The sequence below is a fragment of the Luteimonas granuli genome, assembly GCF_007795095.1.
Taxonomy (GTDB): Bacteria; Pseudomonadota; Gammaproteobacteria; order Xanthomonadales; family Xanthomonadaceae; genus Luteimonas; species Luteimonas granuli.
Map to the genome: position 1 here is coordinate 287219 of NZ_CP042218.1, position 17693 is coordinate 304911.

Below are 17693 nucleotides of genomic sequence, written 5' to 3' on the forward strand. Positions count from 1 at the left end.
AACGATGACCCTGCAGAACCTGCGATTCCCCGCGGAGTGGGAACCACAGTCCGCGATCCTGCTGGCGTGGCCGCACGCCGGCACCGACTGGGCGGAGCGCCTGGACGAGGTCGAAGAGACCTACATCGCCCACGTCGCGGCCATCACCCGCTTCCAGCGCGTGCTCGTCTGCGTCGCCGACGACGACGTCGAGGCCTACGCGCGCGCGCGCCTGGCCTCGAACCGGATCGACATGGCGCGGGTCGGCTTCATCACCCTGCCCTACGACGACACCTGGCTGCGCGACACCGGCCCGATCACGCTGGCCGGGGACGGCGGCTTCGAACTGCTGGACTTCCGGTTCACCGGCTGGGGAGGGAAGTTCGAAGCCGGCGAGGACGACCTGCTGGTCCAGCGCCTGCATGACGCTGGAACTTTCCTCAAGAGTTCATTGCAATCCATTGATTTTGCGCTGGAAGGCGGTGCCATCGAAACCGATGGCCAGGGCAGCCTGCTGACCACCTGGCGCTGCCTTCGCGAACGCCACCCGGGCGTTGCCCGGGAGGAGCTCGACCGGCGGCTGCGCGGCTGGCTGCTCCAGGACCGCGTGCTGTGGCTGGAGCACGGCTACCTGCAGGGCGACGATACCGACGCCCACGTCGACACCCTCGCCCGCTTCGCTCCCGGGGACGCCATCGTCTTCCAGGCCTGCGACGACCCGGCCGACCCGCACCACGCCGAACTGGCGGCGATGGCGGCCGAGATCGCGGCGCTCCGCACGACGGATGGCCGGCCCTACCGGCTGTTCCCCCTGCCCTGGCCGGAGCCGATCCTCGATGGAGGCCGTCGGCTGGCCGCGAGCTACGCCAACTATCTCGTCATCAACCATGCGGTGCTGATGCCCTCCTACGACGATCCGGCCGACGACGCGGCCGCCGCCGTGCTGGCCGAAGCCCATCCGGGCCGCGAGATCGTTCAGGTGCCCTGCCGCGCGCTGATCTGGCAGAACGGCAGCCTGCACTGCATCTCCATGCAGCTGCCCGAAGGGCTCATCTGAAGGACAGCGCGAGCGGCCTACAATGGCCGGCTCACTTGCATCGCCGCCACAGGGGGCCCTGCCATGACCAAGAAGACCCTTCCCGTCGCGCTCGTCCAGGAGCGCAACCACGGCAGCGCCGCGGAGAACCTCGAGGTGATCGAGGCCCGCGTGGCCGAGGCCGCGCGCCAGGGCGCGAAGCTGGTCCTGCTGCAGGAGCTGCACAACGGCGCCTACTTCTGCCAGCACGAATGCGTGGACGAGTTCGACCTGGCCGAGACCATCCCCGGGCCGAGCACGGAGCGCCTGGGAGCACTGGCGAAGCAGCACGGCGTGGTCCTGGTCAGCTCGCTGTTCGAGAAGCGCGCCACGGGCCTGTACCACAACACCGCCGTGGTCTTCGACGCCGACGGCTCGACCGCCGGCAGGTACCGCAAGATGCACATCCCCGACGACCCGGGCTTCTACGAGAAGTTCTACTTCACTCCCGGCGACCTGGGCTTCGAGCCGATCGACACCTCGGTCGGTCGCCTCGGCGTGCTGGTGTGCTGGGACCAGTGGTATCCGGAGGCGGCGCGGCTGATGGCCCTGGCCGGCGCCGAGATGCTGCTCTACCCGACCGCCATCGGCTGGGATCCGGACGACGACCAGGCCGAGAAGGACCGCCAGCGCGACGCCTGGATCCTGAGCCACCGCGGCCACGCCGTCGCCAACGGCCTGCCCGTGCTCAGCTGCAACCGCGTCGGCCACGAGCCCTCGCCCCTGGGCGCCTCGGGCATCGACTTCTGGGGCAACAGCCACGTGCTCGGGCCGCAGGGCGAGTTCCTCGCCGAAGCCGGCGGCGACGCCACCGTACTGACCTGCGAAGTCGACCTGGGCCGCAGCGAGCACGTGCGCCGGATCTGGCCGTTCCTGCGCGACCGGCGGATCGATGCCTACGGCGACCTGTTGAGGCGCTATCGCGACTGAGCCCAGCTGACGAACGGTCGGAACGGATCGAACGGTCGTGCTATTTTCCGACCATGTCCAGTCCGACCGTCACCGCCAAGGGCGCCGCGACCCACGAAGCCATCCTCGACCGGGCGTACGAGATCGCCCGCGCCGACGGGCTGGAAGGCCTGTCGATCGCACCGCTGGCGCAGGCGGTGGGCATGTCCAAGAGCGGCGTGTTCGCCCACTTCGGTTCCCGTGAAGGCCTGCAGCTCGCGGTGCTGGAATGCGCCGCGGAGCGCTTCGGTACCGCCGTCCTGATACCCGCGCTCGCCCAGGCGCGCGGCCTTCCGCGGCTGCGCGCGATCATGCACAACTGGTTCGACCAGGTGCGAAGCGATGCCGGTGGCTGCGTGCTGCTGGGCGCCGCGATCGAATTCGACGACCGCGAGGGCTCCGTGCGGGACCGCGTGCTGGCCAACGACCGGCGCTGGCGCGCGGAGCTGCGACGCGCGATTGAACAGGCGGTCGACGCCGGGCACCTGCGCGCCGGCGACAGTGGCCTGTACGCCTTCGAGCTGTACGCCCTTGCGCTGGCCGTGCACCACGACGCCGGCCTCTACGGCTTCGACGCCGCGCAGCGCCAGGGCCTTGCCGCCGTCGAGCGCTGGTTCTCGGCGCACGCCCCCTGACCCACGACCACAGGTGCCCGCCATGGCTACAACCCGGTCAAAAAATAGCACGACCGTTCGTTTCAATGCTGGATTGACCCTGCTCCGCCTCTTGTTCCGCCTTGGCAGCATGGTCAGCCCCGAGCGGACCCTCGAACGCGCCAGCGACCTGTTCTGCACGCCACGACCCGGTTCGCGCCAGCGCGCTGTCCAGGCCCCGACCGGACAGGCGCAGGAAGACCGGCTGGAGCTCGATGGCCGGCGCATCCACACCTATGTCTGGGGCGACCCGCGCACCCGACCCTACGTCCTGTTCGCGCATGGCTGGTCCAGCCACGGCACCCGCTTCCTGCCCTGGGTCCCACACCTGCGCGCGGCCGGCTACGCAGTGGTGGCCTTCGATCAGCCCGCACACGGGCGCACCTGCGGCCAACGCACCAACCTGCCGGAGTTCATCGTTGCGCTGTCGCGGGTGGCGGCGGCGTTCGGGCCCGCGGCGGCGCTGGTCGGGCACTCGCTGGGGGGGCGCGGCAGCGGCGGCGGCCATGGCCCGTGGCCTGGCGGCCGAGCGAGCGGTCCTGATTGCGCCGGCGGCCGATCCGGCGGCCGCGATCGAACGCTTCGCCCGCATGGTCGGCCTGCCGCTGTGGCTGTGCGGACGGATGCTCACGAGGTTCGAGGCCAGGCTCGGCGTGTGCTTCTCGCGCATGCAGGCGCAGCACAACGCGCCGCGGATCGCGCGTCCGGCGCTGATCGTGCACGACCTGGAAGACCGCGAGGTGCCCTGGGAGGAAGGTGAGCGGTATGCACGCTTCTGGCCGGACTCGCGCCTGCTGAGCACGGTCGGGCTGGGGCACAACCGCATCGCCCAGGACGAGGCGGTGATCGCGGCGGTGTTGCGCTTCCTGCGCGGCGAAGCGGTCGGCGAACGCGTGGTGTCGACCCGGGAGCTGCCGTTCGGCATCGCCTGAGGCCACGGCGCGGACTTTTGCCGCGGGGTCGGCGAGCGACTATCCTGCGCCACCGTCGTGGCGCAGCCGTGGCGATCCCGTCCCCGCGCGCAACGAACAGATGACGACCCCACAGGTCCCCGCCCCCGCAAGTCACGAACACCTCGCAGGCCAACCCCACGCCATCGTCGAACGCGACGGCGTGCGCTACACGCTGCTCGGCACCGCCCACGTCTCGCGCGCCAGCGTCGACGCGGTGCAGGCGGCGATCGCCAGCGGGGGCTACGACGCGATCGCGGTCGAACTCGACGAGCAGCGCCTGCAGGCCATGACCGACCCGGACGCGCTCGGACGCCTGGACCTGGTCAAGGTCCTGCGCGAAGGCAAGACGCCCCTGTTCATGGCCAACCTGGCGCTGGCCGCGTACCAGCGCCGGCTGGCCGAGCAGATGGGCGTCGAGCCCGGCGCCGAGCTCAAGGCCGCGGCCGCCGACGCCGCCGCGGCCGGGCTGCCGCTGCAGCTGATCGACCGCGACGTCGGGCTGACCTTCCGTCGCGCCATGCAGCGCCTGGGCTGGTGGGGCCGGGCGAGGGTCAGTGCCAGCCTGCTGATGGGGCTGCTCTCCAGCGACGAGGTCGGAGCCGACGAGATCGAGCGGCTCAAGCAGGGCGACGTGCTGGAAGCGAGCTTCACCGAGTTCGCCGGCCAGACGCCGGAACTCTACGAGGCGATCATCGCCGAGCGCGACCGCTACATGGCGGCGCGCCTGCGCGAGCCGCCCGCCGGCGCGCGCAACGTGCTGGCGGTGGTCGGAGCCGGCCACCTGAAGGGCCTGGCCTCGCACCTGCGCGAAGATCGCGAGGCGCCGGCCGACGTGCGCGAGTCCCTCGAACGGGTGAAACCGAAATCGCGCGTGCCGTGGATGGAGCTGATCATCGGCACGGTGGTGGTCGGTGGCTTCGCCTGGGGCTTCTGGCGGGGCGGGGTCGACGTCGGTGCCGACCTGATGCTGCAGTGGGTGCTGGTCACCGGCGGATTCGGGGCGCTGGGCTGCGCGATCGCCGGCGGGCATCCGCTGAGCATCCTTGCCGCCTTCGTGGCCTCGCCGCTCACGCCGCTGCATCCGGCGCTGGCCTCCGGCACGGTCAGCGCTCTGGTCGAGGCCTGGCTGCGCAAACCGACCTACGCCGACTTCATGGCGCTGCGCGACGACGTCAACAGCGCCCGCGGCTGGTGGCGCAACCGCGTGGCGCGGGTGCTGCTCAATTTCTTCCTCACCAGCCTCGGCACCGCGATCGGCGTGTGGACCGGCGGCCTGAGGATGCTGGGGAAGATCTTCGGCTGAGGGCCGCCGCGTGCCTGTGGGAGCGGCTACAGCCGCGATCGCACTTGCGGGATCGCGCGTCATCGCGGCTGTCGCCGCTCCTGCAGTTTTCTTTGTCAGGCGGTGGCGGGACGCCCTCGCCGCGGCGGGCACGCGCCCTTCGCAGCAGCCGCGACGTGCCGTGCGCCAGGTCGTCGAGCATGGCGTAGATCGTCGGCAGGAACAGCAGGCTGACCGCGGTCGAGAAGGCCAGGCCGCCGGCTACCGCGCGCGCCATCGGCGAGTAGGCCAGGCCGCCCAGCACCACCGTCTGGCTCAGCGAGATCGGGACCATGGCCAGGATCGCCGTACCCATGGTCATCAGGATCGGGCGCAGGCGCTCGCGGCTGCCCTCGACCAGGGCGTCGGTGCGCGACAGCCCGCGGCGGCGCAGGTTGTTGATGTGCTCGACCATCACGATGCCGTTGTTCACCACGACGCCCATCAGCACCAGGATGCCGATGAAGGCCATGATCGTGAACGTCGTTCCGGTAAGCCAGAACAGCCAGAACACGCCGAGGATCGAGAACAGCACGCAGCTCATGATCGCAGACGGGAACAGCAGCGACTCGAACACCGCCGCCATCACGACATAGATCATCACCAGGGCCAGCAGGAAGTTGAACAGCATCTGCTGCATGGCCTGCTGCCCCTCTTCGAAGCCGCTGCCGGAGAAGCTGTGGCCGTAGCCGGCCGGCAGCGACACGGCGGCGAACACCTCCTCCATCGCCTTGCGTGCCTGCTCCATCGTCGCCTCGCCCTCGAGGTTGGCCTGGATGCCGATGGCCGTCTGCCGGTCGTGGCGCGTGATCCGGGTCGCCGAGGGCGACACTTCGAGGTCCACCATGGCCGACAGAGGGACCTGGCGCCCGTCGGGCGAGCGGACCATGAAGCCGGCGACGTCCGCCGGGCCGTACTGCTGGGCGCCGCTGAAGCGCACCCAGACCGGCACTTCCGAATCGCCTCGGCGGTACTCCCGCAGCTGGGTGCCGCGCAGCGCCATCGAGACGAAGGTCGACACCTGCTCGGCGCTGAAGCCGAACGCGGCCGCGCGCTCCCGGTCCACCCGCACCGCCAGCTCGTCGCCGCTGCTGCCCTCGTCCACGCGGACGTCGCGCAGCTCCGGGCGCGCTTCCAGCATCGGCACGACGTCGCCGGCCAGTTCGCGAAGCACCACGGCACTGTCGCCCACCAGCTGCACGCTGACGTTCTGCCCCATGCCGCCACCGCCGCCACCCTGCCCCCCTGAGCCGGAGACGCCGATCTCGGCGCGCGCCGAACGCGGGAGGTCCTTGCTGATCGCCTCGGACAGCGGCTTCAGGTCCGGGATTCCCTCCTCGAAGGTGATCATGGTTCCAGCGTCATTGCCTTCGCTGAAGTACGAATAGATCTGCGTGATGCGGAAGCGCTCGCGGTTCTCCTCGAGGAAGGACTCCACGCGCACGACTTCCTCCGACATCTGCGGCAGCGTGTAGCTGCCCTTCCACTTGTAGTAGAGCTGGATCTCGCCGGCGTCGCCGCCGCCGAACATGTCGAAGGTGGTGCCCTTCATAGGCACCAGGCTCACCGTGATCACCAGCAGGATTCCGGCCACGCTCCAGCCGCGGTTCTCCAGGGTCCAGCGCAGCAGCCGCGCGTAGCGGTCCTGCATGCGGCGGATCACGCCGCCCTTCTCGACCACGGCCGGCGGCGTACGCATGCGCGCCGAAAGCATCGGGATCAGGCTCACCGCCACCAGCCACGAAGCCAGCAGCGACACCGAGATCGTGATCGCGAGCTGGGCCATGAAAATGCTGATGTTGTTGACCTCGCCCAGCAGGTTGGGCAGGAACACGATGCAATGGCAGAGCGTGCCGGCGGACAGCGCGATGGCCACGTGCTTCGTGCCCACCAGCGAGGCCCTGACCGGGTTCCCGGGGTCGCGCTCGCGTTCCTGGTAGATGCTTTCCACCACCACCACCGCGTTGTCGACCAGCATGCCGACCGCAAGCAGCAGGCCCATGAGGCTCAGCACGTTCAGCGTGACGCCGAAGAAGTGCATGAAGCCCAGGGTCATGATGAAACAGATCGGGATCGCCAGGGTCACCATCAGCGTCGACGGCCAGTGGCGCAGGAAGAAGAACAGCACCGCGATCGACAGCAGCAGCCCGATCGCGCCCGCTTCCGCCAGCTCCAGCAGCGAGCTGGTCACCTGCTCGCCCATGTCCTGCAGGATCTTGAACTCGACGCCTTCCAGTCCCGGATCGCCCTTGGCCGCGTCCAGTTCCGCGTGGACGGCACGGGAGACCTCGACGAGGTTGGCATCGCGCTCCTTGAAGATCTCCAGGCCGACCGCGGCCCGGCCGTCCAGGCGGCGTGCGTAGTTGATCCGCTGGGGCTTCATCCTGACCTCGGCGATGTCGCCCACGCGCAGGCCCGAAGGAGCGATCACCAGCCCGCGCAGCTCGTCGAGCGTCGAGAGCTCGCCCTGCGGCTGCACCCTCAGGCGGATGCCGCCGTCCTCGATCATGCCCGCCGACACCGAGAAGTTGACCGTGCGCAGGCGCTCGGCCAGCGTGTTCAGGGCGACGCCATGGGCGTTGAGGCGATCGGGATCGATGGCGATCTCGACCTCGTTCGCCGGCGCGCCGTTGATCTCGACCCGCGCCACGCCAGGCACGCGCTCCAGCCGGCGCTTGAGCAGGCGATCGATCAGGTCGTAGGAGGAGGACATGTCGACGTTGCCGGCCAGGCGCACGCGCAGGATGGCCTCGTCGCTGCTCGACCACTTGAACACGAAGTAGCGCCGGAAGTCGTCGGGCAGCTCGTCGCGGATCGCGTCCAGGCGCTCGCGCGCGTCGGCCGCGGTGATGGCGATGTCGCGCTCCCAGTCGCGGAACTCGAGGAACACGCCCGCGCCGTCGGCCGAGGCCTGGCCGCGCATGCGCTTGATGCCGCTCATCGTGGCCAACGCCTCCTCCGCCGGCCGCAGCAGGTTGCGCTCCACTTCCTCGGGCGTCGAACCCTCGTAGGGGAGTTGCACGAACAGGAAGGGCGCCGAGACGTCCGGCAGCGCCTCCAGGGGCAGCCGGAACGCCGCGATCAGCCCCACCACGACCAGCGACACGAACAGCATCACCGTGGTGACGGGGCGCCGCAGGCTGAACTCGGCGACGGTCATGCCGGCAGGCCCTCGCCGTCACGGTCGCCGGCGGCGGCCAGCCGGGCCCGGCGGCCACGCTCCAGGTACCAGGCATCGCCGCGGCGGTCGAGCAGGTCGTAGACCACCGGGATCACCACCAGCGTGAGCAGGGTCGAGACCAGCAGTCCCCCGATCACGGTGATCGCCATCGGCGAGCGCACCTCCGCACCCTCGCCGAAGGCCAGCGCCAGCGGCATGAAGCCGAACAGGGTGGAGATCGTGGTCATCGCGATCGGCCGCAGGCGCGAGCGCGCGCCCTCGACCAGCGCCTCGCGCTTGGCCACGCCCGCCTCGCGCAGCTGGTTGACCTTGTCGATCAGGATGATCGCGTTCTTCACCACCAGTCCGACCATCAGGATCAGGCCGATGAACACCACCACCGAGATCGTGTTTCCGGTCAGCAACAGGCCCAGCACGGCGCCGACCATGGCCAGCGGGATGGTGAACAGGATCACGAAGGGATGCAGCAGGGACTCGAACTGCGAGGCCATTACCAGGTAGACCATGAAGATCGCCAGACCGAAGGCGAACAGCAGGGAGGACATCGATTCGGCCAGTTCCTCGCCCTGGCCGCCGACGTGCATGCCGATGTCGACCCCGAGCGGATTGGCCGCGACCAGCGCCCGCACCTCGTCGACGGCGGCACCCAGGTCGATCCCGCGCAGGTTGGCCGAAACCACGGCCACCCGGCCCAGGTCGGCGCGGTGGATCTCGCTCGGCCCGGTGGTGGCGACCACGTCGGCGACCGCCGACAGCCGCACCGGGCGCGCAGAGGCGGGGTTCACGATCAGGTCGCGGATGGCGCGCACCGAGTCGCGCTCGGACTCGCGCGCGCGCACCAGGACGTCGATCTTGCGGTCGCGGAAATCGTAGCGGGTGGCGACCTCGCCGCGCACCGAGTTGACCACCGCGTCGGCGATCTGGCGCGTGGTCAGACCCATGGCACCGGCGCGCTCCTGGTCGAACCGGATCCGGACCTCCGGTGCGCCCTGCTCCACCGTCGACTTGACGTCGGCGTAGTTGGGGCTGGAGCGCAGCAGTCCGGCCAGCCGGTTGCCGGCCGCGGCAAGCGCGTCCAGATCGTAGCCGCGCAGTTCGATCTCCAGCGGGCTGGAGAAGCTGAAGAGCGCCGGCCGGCTGAAATCGACCTGCACGCCCGGTTCGACTTCCATGCTGGCGCGCAGCCCCTCGGTCAGCCGCGCCTCGACCGCGTCGCTGCCACCGCCTTCCATCACGATCGAAAGCCGGCCGACGTTCTCGCCGCTGTCGGTCGGGTTCGCGTCCAGGCGCGTGCCGGTGCCGCTGACTCCGAACAGCACCGAGACACCGTCGTCCTCCATGTGCGCCTGCTGCACCCTGCGCATCAGCGCATCGGTCTCGCGCAGCGGCGTGCCCGGCGGCAGGCGCATGGTCATCTCGAAGCGGTCCTGCGCGAGCTGCGGGATCAGGTCGGTGCCGAGCGTCGGCACGATCGCCATGCTCGCGGCGAAGGCCGCCGTGGCCACGCCCAGCACCAGGCCCGGCCGCGCCAGCGCGTTGGGGAGCAGCCGCAGGTAGCCGCGCTCGGCGCGCTCGTAGGGCGCCATCGCCAGCCGGCTGGCAGCGCGCATCGGGCGTCCGACGACCGCCGCGAGCAGGCGCCAGGCCCGGATCGCCACCCAGGCGATCGCGAACACCACCGCACGAACGGCGGCGCCGGCGCCCCGCGCGATCCACGCGAACGGCTTCTGCCAGCGCGATTGCGGCGTCCACCGCGGGTGCGGGGGCTCCTCGGGGAACGCCATCGGCGCCTGGGATTTCAGCGCGCTCAGCATCGGGATGAGGGTCATCGCCACCACCAGCGAGATGCCGACGGCGATCGCGATGGTCAGGGCCTGGTCGCGGAACAGCTGGCCCGCGATGCCCTCGACGAACACCAGCGGCAGGAACACCGCGATGATGGTCAGCGTCGATGCCACCACCGCCATTCCCACCTCGCGGGTGCCGGCGATCGCGGCGTCGAGCACGCCCAGCCCGCGCTCGCGCGCCTTGGCGATGCTCTCCAGCACGACGATCGAGTCGTCCACGACCAGGCCCGTGGCCAGCGCCAGGCCGCCCAGCGACATGACGTTGAGGCTCAGCCCGATCTGGTCCATCACGAAGAAGGTGGTGACGATCGAGACCGGCAGCGAGATGCCGACCACGAAGGTGCTCCAGCCGTTGCGCAGGAACAGGAAGATGATCAGGATCGCCAGCGTGCCGCCGAGCAGCGCGTCGTTGCGCACGTCGGTGATCGCGGCGCGGATGAAGCGCGCCTGGTCGTCCACCATGTCCAGGCGCACGCCCGGCGGCAGCTCCTTCCGGATGCGCTGCAGGCGCGCCTCGACGGCGTCGGCCGTGGCGACGGTATTCGCGTCCCCTTCCTTGTAGATCGCGAGCTCCACCGCCTCGCGCCCGTCGAGGCGGATGATCGCCTCGCGCTCACGGTAGCCCTGGCGCACCTCGGCGACGTCGCCCAGACGCACCGCGCGACCATCGGCGACGGCGCGGTTGGAGGCCGCCGCCGCGCTCTGCGCCGACATCGCCGCGGCCAGCACCGAGGCGTCACCGGACGCGGCCGCGATGCGCGCGACCTCGTCGGCACCGCCGCCGCCCGCGCTCGCCGACTGCGTGGCCACCAGCATGCCGCGGATGTCGTCGATGCTCCCGAACTGGTTGACCGTGCGCACCAGGTAGCGCTGCGTGCCCTGCTCCAGACGGCCGCCGGACAGGTTGATGTTCTCTTCCTTCAGGCGCCGCACCACGGCCTCGCCCGACAGTCCGATGCGCGCCAGCGCCTGCAGGTCGAGGTCCACGTGGATCTCGTCCTCGAGGCCGCCGCCGACCTTGACCGCGGCCACGCCGGTCACCGGCTCCAGTTTCTTCTTGAGGTCGTCGTCGGCGTAGCGGCGCAGCAGCGTGAGCTGGCGGATCGCGTCGCCCCCGCCCTCCTCCGCGCTCAGCGCCAGGCGCATGATCGGCTCGGTGGACGGATTGAAGCGCAGCAGCACCGGCGGCGCGACCTCCAGCGGCAGCGCGAGCGTGTCGAGCTTGTCGCGCACCTCCAGGCCGGCCTGGTCCATGTCCGTGCCCCAGGCGAACTCCAGCACCACGTCGCTCTGGCCCGTGCGCGAGACCGAACGCAGTTTGCGCACGCCCTTGACCACACCCAGCGCCTCCTCGACCGGCTCGCTGACCAGGGTCTCGATTTCCTGCGGCGCGGCGCCGGTGTACTCGGTGCGAACGGTCAGCGTCGGATAGCTGATGTCGGGCAGCAGGCTGACCTTGAGGTTGCCCAGCGCGATCAGGCCGAACAGCAGCAGGCTGACCGTCACCATCGCCACCGTCACCCGGCGGCGCACCGAGAAGCCCACCAGGCCGTCGGCGCGCACGGTGCCATCGCCGTGCGGGAACACGTCGCCCGTTTCCCCCTGGCGGCCGCTCATTGCCGGCTACCGTCGGCCTTGTCGTCGGCCCCCGCATCCGCGACCTCGGCGGGCGCGTCGCCGATCACCTGCACCGCGCTGCCCTCGCGCAGCGCCGCCTTGCCGGCGGTGACCACGCGGTCGCCCTCCGCGAGTCCTTCGCGAACCTCGATGAAGCCGCCGTCCACATAGCCGGTGGTGATGCTGGTGCGCACCGCCGTGCCGTCGCGGACCACGTACACGGCGGCCTCTCCGTCGTCCTCGAGCAGCGCGGCCCGCGGGATCGCCAGCGCCGCGGCGCGACTGTCGTAGTCGATGCGGATGCGCGCGAACATGCCCGGCTGCAGCACGCCGGGCTGCGCCGCACCGCCGTCGGGATCGAAGGCGCAGACCACGCGGAAGGTGCCGCTGCCGGCGTCGACCACCGGCGCGATGCGGTCGACCGTGCCTTCGAACGTGCGTCCGGGCAGCGCGTCCACCTGCATCCGCACCGGCAATCCCTCGCGCAGCGTGGTCAGATCGCGCTCGGGCACGTTGAGCGTGGCCTCCAGGCGCGAGTTGTCGACGATGCGGATGATCGGGGTGTTGATCTGGACGAAGTTGCCGGCCTTGATCGAGCGCGAAGCGACGACCCCGGAGATCGGCGCGGTGACATTGGTGTAAGACAGCTCGAGCTGCGCCAGGCGCCAGGCGGCGCGCGCGTTCTCGAGGTCGTAGCGGAGCTGGTCGTGGTCACCCACGCTGACCATCTGCTGCTTCACCAGTTCGCTGGCGCGGCGGTAGTTGGCCTCGAGCTTCTTCACCTGGGCGTCGATCTGGGCGAGGTTCAGCCGCGCGCGGTCGGGGTCGATGCGTACCAGCACCTGGCCGGCGCGCACCACTTCGCCCTCGACGACCAGCACCTCGAGTGCGACGCCCGAGGTCTTGGCCACCACCTGCGACTCCGCTCGCGCCTCGAGCGAGGCAGTGCCGACGTAGCTGGCGGCCATGGGGCGCGGCTCCGCCGCCACGGCCTCCACGGTGACCGGCGGGGGGCCTTCGTCGCCCTTCTTGGCGGCGCCGTTGTCCGCGCGGCTGCCACAGCCGGCAAGCAGCAACGTGGCCGCAAGGAGTACAAGGGCGGAACCGGCGATGGAACGTCGGACAACAGGTCGGGGTACGGACATGGGAAGGGGGCCAAAATGGTGTGGTAGGAATGTATATCACCGGACCAGCTCGATGAATCCGCCGAAGGTCATGCATGCCAAGGGCAGGGGTGGCCAGACCGGGCCCACGCCCGGGTCCACGCCACGGCCGCCGGATGGCCGGCGGGGCGACCGTTAACAGCGCCCCGCTCCGTCGCTATACTCCGGCGGTGTCCGCGACGGGGAGAAAGTCGCCGGCATCCAGCCTTCCATTCAGATACAGGACGCGGAACACGACATGATGCGACCGTTGCCGATCGCCGCCTGCCTCGCGCTTGCCCTTGCAGCACACGCGCCCGCAGCAACCGCCCAGCAGACCATCACCGGCAACGCCGATACGGGTCGCGGACTCACCTACACCTGCGTGGGCTGCCACGGCATCGAAGGCTACAAGAACGCCTATCCGCACTACCACGTGCCCAAGATCGGCGGGCAGTCGAGCGAATACCTGGTCAACGCGCTCACCGAGTACCGCAACGGCACGCGCAAGCATCCGACCATGGAAGTCCAGGCGCAGAGCTTCTCCGACCAGGACATCGCCGACATCGCCGCCTTCCTCTCGGGCCTGACGCTGTGAGCCGCACCATGAAGACTTCCGTACTCGGCCTGGCCGTGGCGCTTGGCGCCGGCCTCCTCCTCTCCGCCTGCGGCGGCTCGACCACCGAGCCCGGCGTGGCACGCGCGACCACCGTGAACGCACTGCCCGAGGGGCGCATCGCCGAGGGCGAGGCCCGGGCCAACCTCAAGGGCGCGGCCACCGGCCAGTCCTGCATCGACTGCCACGGCGCCGACGGCAACGCCCCCCTCGATCCGACCTACCCCAGGATCGGCGGCCAGTATCGCGACTACCTCGCGCAGTCGCTGCAGTCCTACCGCAGCGGTGAGCGCGACCACGCGCTGATGTCCAACCAGGCGCGCGACCTCGACGACCAGCAGATCGCCGACCTCGCCGCGTACTTCGCGTCGCGCCCGGCGTTGATCCGCGACCTGCACGGCGCCCACAGCATCAACTGAGGCACGCGCCCGCCGGCCACGCCACGAAGCCCGCCCCGCGCGGGCTTCGTGCTTTCCGGCCCGGCACACCCATCCGTCCCTCGCTCAGGCACCCGGCGGTCGAAGGCTGTCCTGGTCCTCCTGCAGACCGGGCTTGAACGGCACGTCCGGCGGCGGACGCGCGCCCGGCGGCTGCTCCTGCAGGTTGGGATCGACGATGCCGCAGGCACCGCCCAGCGCCAGCACGACGGTGACGCAGCGGATCGTCTTGGTGGTCCCCGGGATCGGGATCCGGACCTCGGTAATGCTTCGCCGCACCCATTCTTCCAGCAGGGTTTCGCCAGGCATCCAGAAGCGGTCGAAGGCGGTCGGCTCGTAGTCGTACGGCGGCCGCTTGAGCCAGGTGCCATGGCGATCGATCTTCTCGAAGTCCTCGGTGATCGTCCCCGGCGGAAGGCCCCCGCCGACCGTGCCACCGCCGGCCAGGCGCGGGCTGCCGTCGGCGTTGAACAGACCGGATGCGCCCGGTGTGCCGGCCTGACGCCCGGGCGCGTTGCGCGTGGAATCGCCCCAGTCGTCGCCGGCGCGCGTGCTGGGCAGCGCACCTGGCGGCTGGCCCGGGCGTTCGCTGGCCCCCGGAGCCGCGGCCGCGCTTCGCGCGCCGCCGCCGGCGTCAGGGCGGCCGCCTGGCGTCGATCCGGCCGGCGCTGTCGTCCTTCCCTCGGCCAGCGGCCGGGGCGGAGGCATCGGCACCGCGCGTTCGGGAACCGGGGGCGCGGCGGTGGTCCCGCCGGTTTCGATCACCGGAGGGCTGCGCACCGGCCGGACCGCGACCTCCCCGGATCCGGCCAGTTCCACTCGTCGCGGCGCCACCTCCACGTCCAGCGGCGCGACCTGGGGCGCCGGCACCTCGACGTCGCGGGTTCCGGTCCGGACGGGCGCCCGGGCGGCGGCTGCGTCCTGCAGCTCGATGGCGCGTCGCTGCACCGCAACGTCGGGCGCGGCGGATGCGGGCACCTTCAACGCGGGTTCGCGCGGGGGCGGCACGACGAAGCGACTGTCCGGGACCTCGACTTCGGTGACCTGGAGCACGTCCGGCATCGGCACGGTCGCGGGCGCCGGCTCGGGGAGATCAAGGACCAGTTCGCGCTCGGGCACGGACGGCGGCAGCGCCACGGGCCGCTCGGGCGTGGCGGGAGTTTCGACAGCCACCGGCGGCGCCGGCACCAACCCGGGCCCCGGCGCCGGCGCGGGACTCGCCGTGGGCGTCGCCGGCGCCGCGGGGGCCGGTGGCCGCGGTGATTCCACCGGCGCCCCGGGCGCGCCGCCCCCGCATCGGCGGGCGTACCCTCGCCGATGTACTCGACCTGCAGCACGTGCTCCTCGCCGTCCCGCGCCTCGGCCTGCGGAGCCGGGAAATGGAAGCGTTGCAGCATCAACCACACCATCGCCCCCGCGAACAGCAGGTGCAGCAGCAGGCTGCCGGACGTGGCCGCGATGCGCGCCCAGCGTTCGTCGCTGCTGGCCGGCTGCCCCCCTGGCGCCAGAGGAGGACGAACGCGCGCCAGCGGCCCAGCTCCGCGACGATGCCCGCGGGTGGCGGCGGCATGCGCGCACCGGCGGCCGCGACCAGTTCCGCGGCAGTCGCGCCTGCCACCCCGCCCGGGCGCGCCGCCATGGCCGCGAACCAGTCCCGCCAGCCCGGCGGAAACTCGCCCGGAGGCGGCAGCGGGCGGATCGAACGCCGCCTCCGCCGGTGCAGTGCTTCGATCAGGTCGGCGGAAGAGAACATCCGTCGCGGTCGAAGCGCGCCGTGCGGTCAGGCCGACGCGCGCGGGATATAGGGCGCCGAACCGGTGTCGTGGTCGGTGGCGTCCCGCACCGCGGTCACGCCCGGCACCTGTTCGAGCAGGGTCTTCTCGATGCCCTGCTTGAGGGTGACGTCGGCCATGCCGCAGCCGTGGCAGCCGCCGCCGAAGCGCAGCACCACCACGCCGTCTGCGCTGACCTCCTGCACCGCGACGTGGCCGCCGTGCGAGGCGAGCTGCGGATTGACCACGTGCTCGATGGTCCAGCGCACGCGCTCGACGAGCGACGCCTCGTCATCCGGGCGCACGCCCTTGATGCGCGGTGCACGGATCTGCAGCTGGCCGCCGGTGGCGGCGGCCGCGTAATCGATTTCCGCGCCCTCGAGGAAAGGCACGCTCTCGGCGTCGAGCCAGAGCGTGAAACCCTGGCAGTCCACGGCCCATTCATCGCCGCGCAGCTCATCGGGCGCGGCGAACTCGAGGCGCACGTCTGCCTGCGGGGTGCCGGCGCGCGTCGCCGCGAGGCGCACGCCCATGCCGGGCACGGCCTCGCGTTCGACCAGTTTGCGGAAATGGGCCTGGGCGGAATCGGAGATCTGGATCATGGCGGGTATTCTATCCATCCCGCCCGCCTTTGCCGGCGATGGCCCCCGGCGCCACTGCGGACGACACGCAGCGTTCAGGCCGCCGATGCGCCCAGACCAGGAGCCGACCATGTCCGACCTCATCCCCCTCGCCCGCGCCCACTGCCTGCCGCGCCGGGGCTCGGAACACAGACTGCCCGAAGCGCGCGTGCGCGAGCTGCTGCCGGAGGTGCCGGACTGGACCCTGGCAGAAGAGGGCAAGGCCCTGGTGCGCACATTCCGCTTTCCGGACTACCGGCACACCATGTCGTTCGTGAACGCGCTCGCGCACATGGCCAACCGGGAGGATCACCATCCCGATCTCGGCGTGCACTACGACCGCTGCGAGGTGCGCTGGTCCACGCACGACGTCGGCGGGCTGAGCGAGAACGACTTCATCTGCGCCGCGCGCACCGACGAACTGGCGTCCTGACGGCGCGGACCTTCAGCCGAGCCGGTCCAGCGCGTCGACGAGTTCCGGCGCCAGCGGCGCATTGAGCACGTAAGGCGTGCGCCCGGCGTCGAGCGCGAATTCCAGCGACGCGGCGTGCAGGAACAGACGGCGCAGCCCGACCTTGTCGCGCAGCCGGCGGTTGGCCTCTGCATCCCCGTACTTGTCGTCGCCCGCCACCGCGTGGCCGATGTGCCGCGCATGGACGCGGATCTGGTGGGTGCGGCCGGTCTCGATCCGCACTTCGCAGTACGAATGCCCGCCGCGCCGCTCGAGCACGCGGAAATGGCTGGTGGACGGCTTGCCCCCCGGATCGACCTGCACATGGCGCTCGCCGCCCTGGCGCAGGCCCACGTGCAGCGGGGCCTGCACGGTCATCACGCCGTCGGGCATCCGGCCCAGCAGCAGCGCGAGGTAGCGCTTGCGCAGCCCGGCCCCGCCGTCCTCGCGCATCAGCGCCTGCAGCTCCGAGAGCGCCGAGCGCTTCTTGGCCACCACCATCAGGCCCGAGGTGTCGCGGTCGAGGCGGTGCACCAGCTCCAGCTCCTGGTTGGGCCGCAGCGCGCGCAGGGTCTCGATCACCCCGAAGCTGATCCCGCTGCCGCCGTGGCTGGCGATGCCCGAAGGCTTGTTGATGGCGAGCAGCCGCGCGTCCTCGAACACGACGCTGGCGGCCATGGCCTCCATCAGGCCCGGCGACGGGAGGCCCTTCGCCGCCGGATCCTCGATCTTCACCGGCGGGATACGCACCTCGTCCCCGCCTTCCAGCCGGCGGTCGGCGCGCACCCGGCCCCCGTTCACCCGGACCTGGCCGCTGCGCACGATCTTGTAGACCAGCGAACGCGGCGCACCCTTCAGGTAGCCGAGCAGGAAATTGTCGAGGCGCTGGCCGTCCCGGTCTTCGGCGATGCGGACCAGGCGTACGCCGCCGCCTGCGGGGTTCTTTCCTGGTTCGTTCACGCGGCACTCCTGGGGGCTGTGGCCGGTGCGACGGACGCATCCGGGCCAAATTCTTTTCTGCTACACTCGGCGGGCGAGCCAAGGTCCTGATTTCGCTGGAAGTTCCCCGGCCAAAAGCCGG

The 17693-nt window shown here is 71.0% G+C and carries 15 protein-coding genes and 1 pseudogene; 9 read left to right on the forward strand and 7 right to left on the reverse strand.

Going from position 1 to position 17693, the window contains the following annotated elements:
- The first annotated feature begins 4 nt into the window (after nt 1-4).
- From FPZ22_RS01325 to FPZ22_RS01335, 3 genes are all read left to right on the forward strand, one after another.
- Nucleotides 5-1036 (forward strand): agmatine deiminase family protein, encoded by a 1032-nt coding sequence (locus FPZ22_RS01325; protein ID WP_144889564.1) that lies wholly within the window; start codon nt 5-7, stop codon nt 1034-1036.
- Between the two features lie 63 nt (nt 1037-1099).
- Complete coding sequence (locus tag FPZ22_RS01330; RefSeq protein WP_144889566.1) at nt 1100-1984, forward strand: carbon-nitrogen hydrolase; 885 nt, start codon at nt 1100-1102, stop codon at nt 1982-1984.
- A gap of 53 nt (nt 1985-2037) precedes the next feature.
- Nucleotides 2038-2637, forward strand: a complete 600-nt coding sequence (locus FPZ22_RS01335; RefSeq protein ID WP_144889568.1) for a TetR/AcrR family transcriptional regulator — start codon at nt 2038-2040, stop codon at nt 2635-2637.
- A gap of 37 nt (nt 2638-2674) precedes the next feature.
- On the opposite strand, the gene FPZ22_RS13885 is transcribed toward FPZ22_RS01335, so the two are convergent.
- On the reverse strand, nt 2675-2938 hold the full coding sequence (locus tag FPZ22_RS13885) for a hypothetical protein (RefSeq protein WP_246121119.1): 264 nt from the start codon (nt 2936-2938) through the stop codon (nt 2675-2677).
- A 27-nt stretch (nt 2939-2965) separates the two neighbouring features.
- Here FPZ22_RS13885 and FPZ22_RS14345 point away from each other — a divergent pair, with 27 nt between their 5' ends.
- The 3 genes from FPZ22_RS14345 (at nt 2966) to FPZ22_RS01345 (ending at nt 4911) form a co-directional block, all read left to right on the forward strand.
- The gene (locus FPZ22_RS14345) at nt 2966-3415 is read left to right on the forward strand and encodes a hypothetical protein (RefSeq protein ID WP_425463028.1); all 450 of its coding nucleotides are present in this window, start codon (nt 2966-2968) and stop codon (nt 3413-3415) included.
- A complete protein-coding gene (locus tag FPZ22_RS14350; protein ID WP_425463010.1) occupies nt 3372-3587 on the forward strand; it encodes an alpha/beta fold hydrolase family protein in 216 nt (71 codons plus the stop codon). Before FPZ22_RS14345 ends, FPZ22_RS14350 begins: the two co-directional genes overlap by 44 nt.
- Nucleotides 3588-3687: 100 nt before the next feature.
- Nucleotides 3688-4911 (forward strand): TraB/GumN family protein, encoded by a 1224-nt coding sequence (locus tag FPZ22_RS01345; protein ID WP_144889570.1) that lies wholly within the window; start codon nt 3688-3690, stop codon nt 4909-4911.
- A 106-nt stretch (nt 4912-5017) separates the two neighbouring features.
- Here the strand turns inward: FPZ22_RS01345 and FPZ22_RS01350 are convergent.
- The 3 genes and pseudogenes from FPZ22_RS01350 to FPZ22_RS01360 all read right to left on the reverse strand — a co-directional run.
- Nucleotides 5018-8089 (reverse strand): annotated as a pseudogene (locus tag FPZ22_RS01350) (efflux RND transporter permease subunit); the annotation flags it as partial.
- On the reverse strand, nt 8086-11574 hold the full coding sequence (locus FPZ22_RS01355) for an efflux RND transporter permease subunit (protein ID WP_144889574.1): 3489 nt from the start codon (nt 11572-11574) through the stop codon (nt 8086-8088). The pseudogene FPZ22_RS01350 and the gene FPZ22_RS01355, both read right to left, overlap by 4 nt.
- Entirely contained in the window at nt 11571-12719 is a 1149-nt protein-coding gene (locus FPZ22_RS01360) for an efflux RND transporter periplasmic adaptor subunit (protein ID WP_144889576.1), read from the reverse strand. Before FPZ22_RS01360 ends, FPZ22_RS01355 begins: the two co-directional genes overlap by 4 nt.
- Nucleotides 12720-12978: 259 nt before the next feature.
- Between FPZ22_RS01360 and FPZ22_RS01365 the strand changes: the two genes are divergently transcribed.
- Both FPZ22_RS01365 and FPZ22_RS01370 read left to right on the forward strand, forming a co-directional pair.
- Nucleotides 12979-13314, forward strand: coding sequence for a c-type cytochrome (locus FPZ22_RS01365; RefSeq protein WP_144893820.1), 336 nt, complete (start codon nt 12979-12981; stop codon nt 13312-13314).
- An 8-nt stretch (nt 13315-13322) separates the two neighbouring features.
- Nucleotides 13323-13751: a c-type cytochrome gene (locus tag FPZ22_RS01370; protein WP_144889578.1), complete on the forward strand. Its 429-nt coding sequence runs from the start codon at nt 13323-13325 to the stop codon at nt 13749-13751.
- A gap of 84 nt (nt 13752-13835) precedes the next feature.
- Here the strand turns inward: FPZ22_RS01370 and FPZ22_RS01375 are convergent, their stop codons facing one another.
- Both FPZ22_RS01375 and FPZ22_RS01380 read right to left on the reverse strand, forming a co-directional pair.
- Entirely contained in the window at nt 13836-14942 is a 1107-nt protein-coding gene (locus FPZ22_RS01375) for a hypothetical protein (protein ID WP_144889580.1), read from the reverse strand.
- 607 nt (nt 14943-15549) lie between these two features.
- Nucleotides 15550-16143, reverse strand: a complete 594-nt coding sequence (locus FPZ22_RS01380) for an NfuA family Fe-S biogenesis protein (protein WP_144889582.1) — start codon at nt 16141-16143, stop codon at nt 15550-15552.
- A 109-nt stretch (nt 16144-16252) separates the two neighbouring features.
- Between FPZ22_RS01380 and FPZ22_RS01385 the strand changes: the two genes are divergently transcribed.
- Nucleotides 16253-16594: a 4a-hydroxytetrahydrobiopterin dehydratase gene (locus FPZ22_RS01385; protein WP_144889584.1), complete on the forward strand. Its 342-nt coding sequence runs from the start codon at nt 16253-16255 to the stop codon at nt 16592-16594.
- A 12-nt stretch (nt 16595-16606) separates the two neighbouring features.
- Here the strand turns inward: FPZ22_RS01385 and FPZ22_RS01390 are convergent, their stop codons facing one another.
- Nucleotides 16607-17572, reverse strand: a complete 966-nt coding sequence (locus FPZ22_RS01390) for an RluA family pseudouridine synthase (protein ID WP_144889587.1) — start codon at nt 17570-17572, stop codon at nt 16607-16609.
- Between the last annotated feature and the right edge of the window lie 121 nt (nt 17573-17693).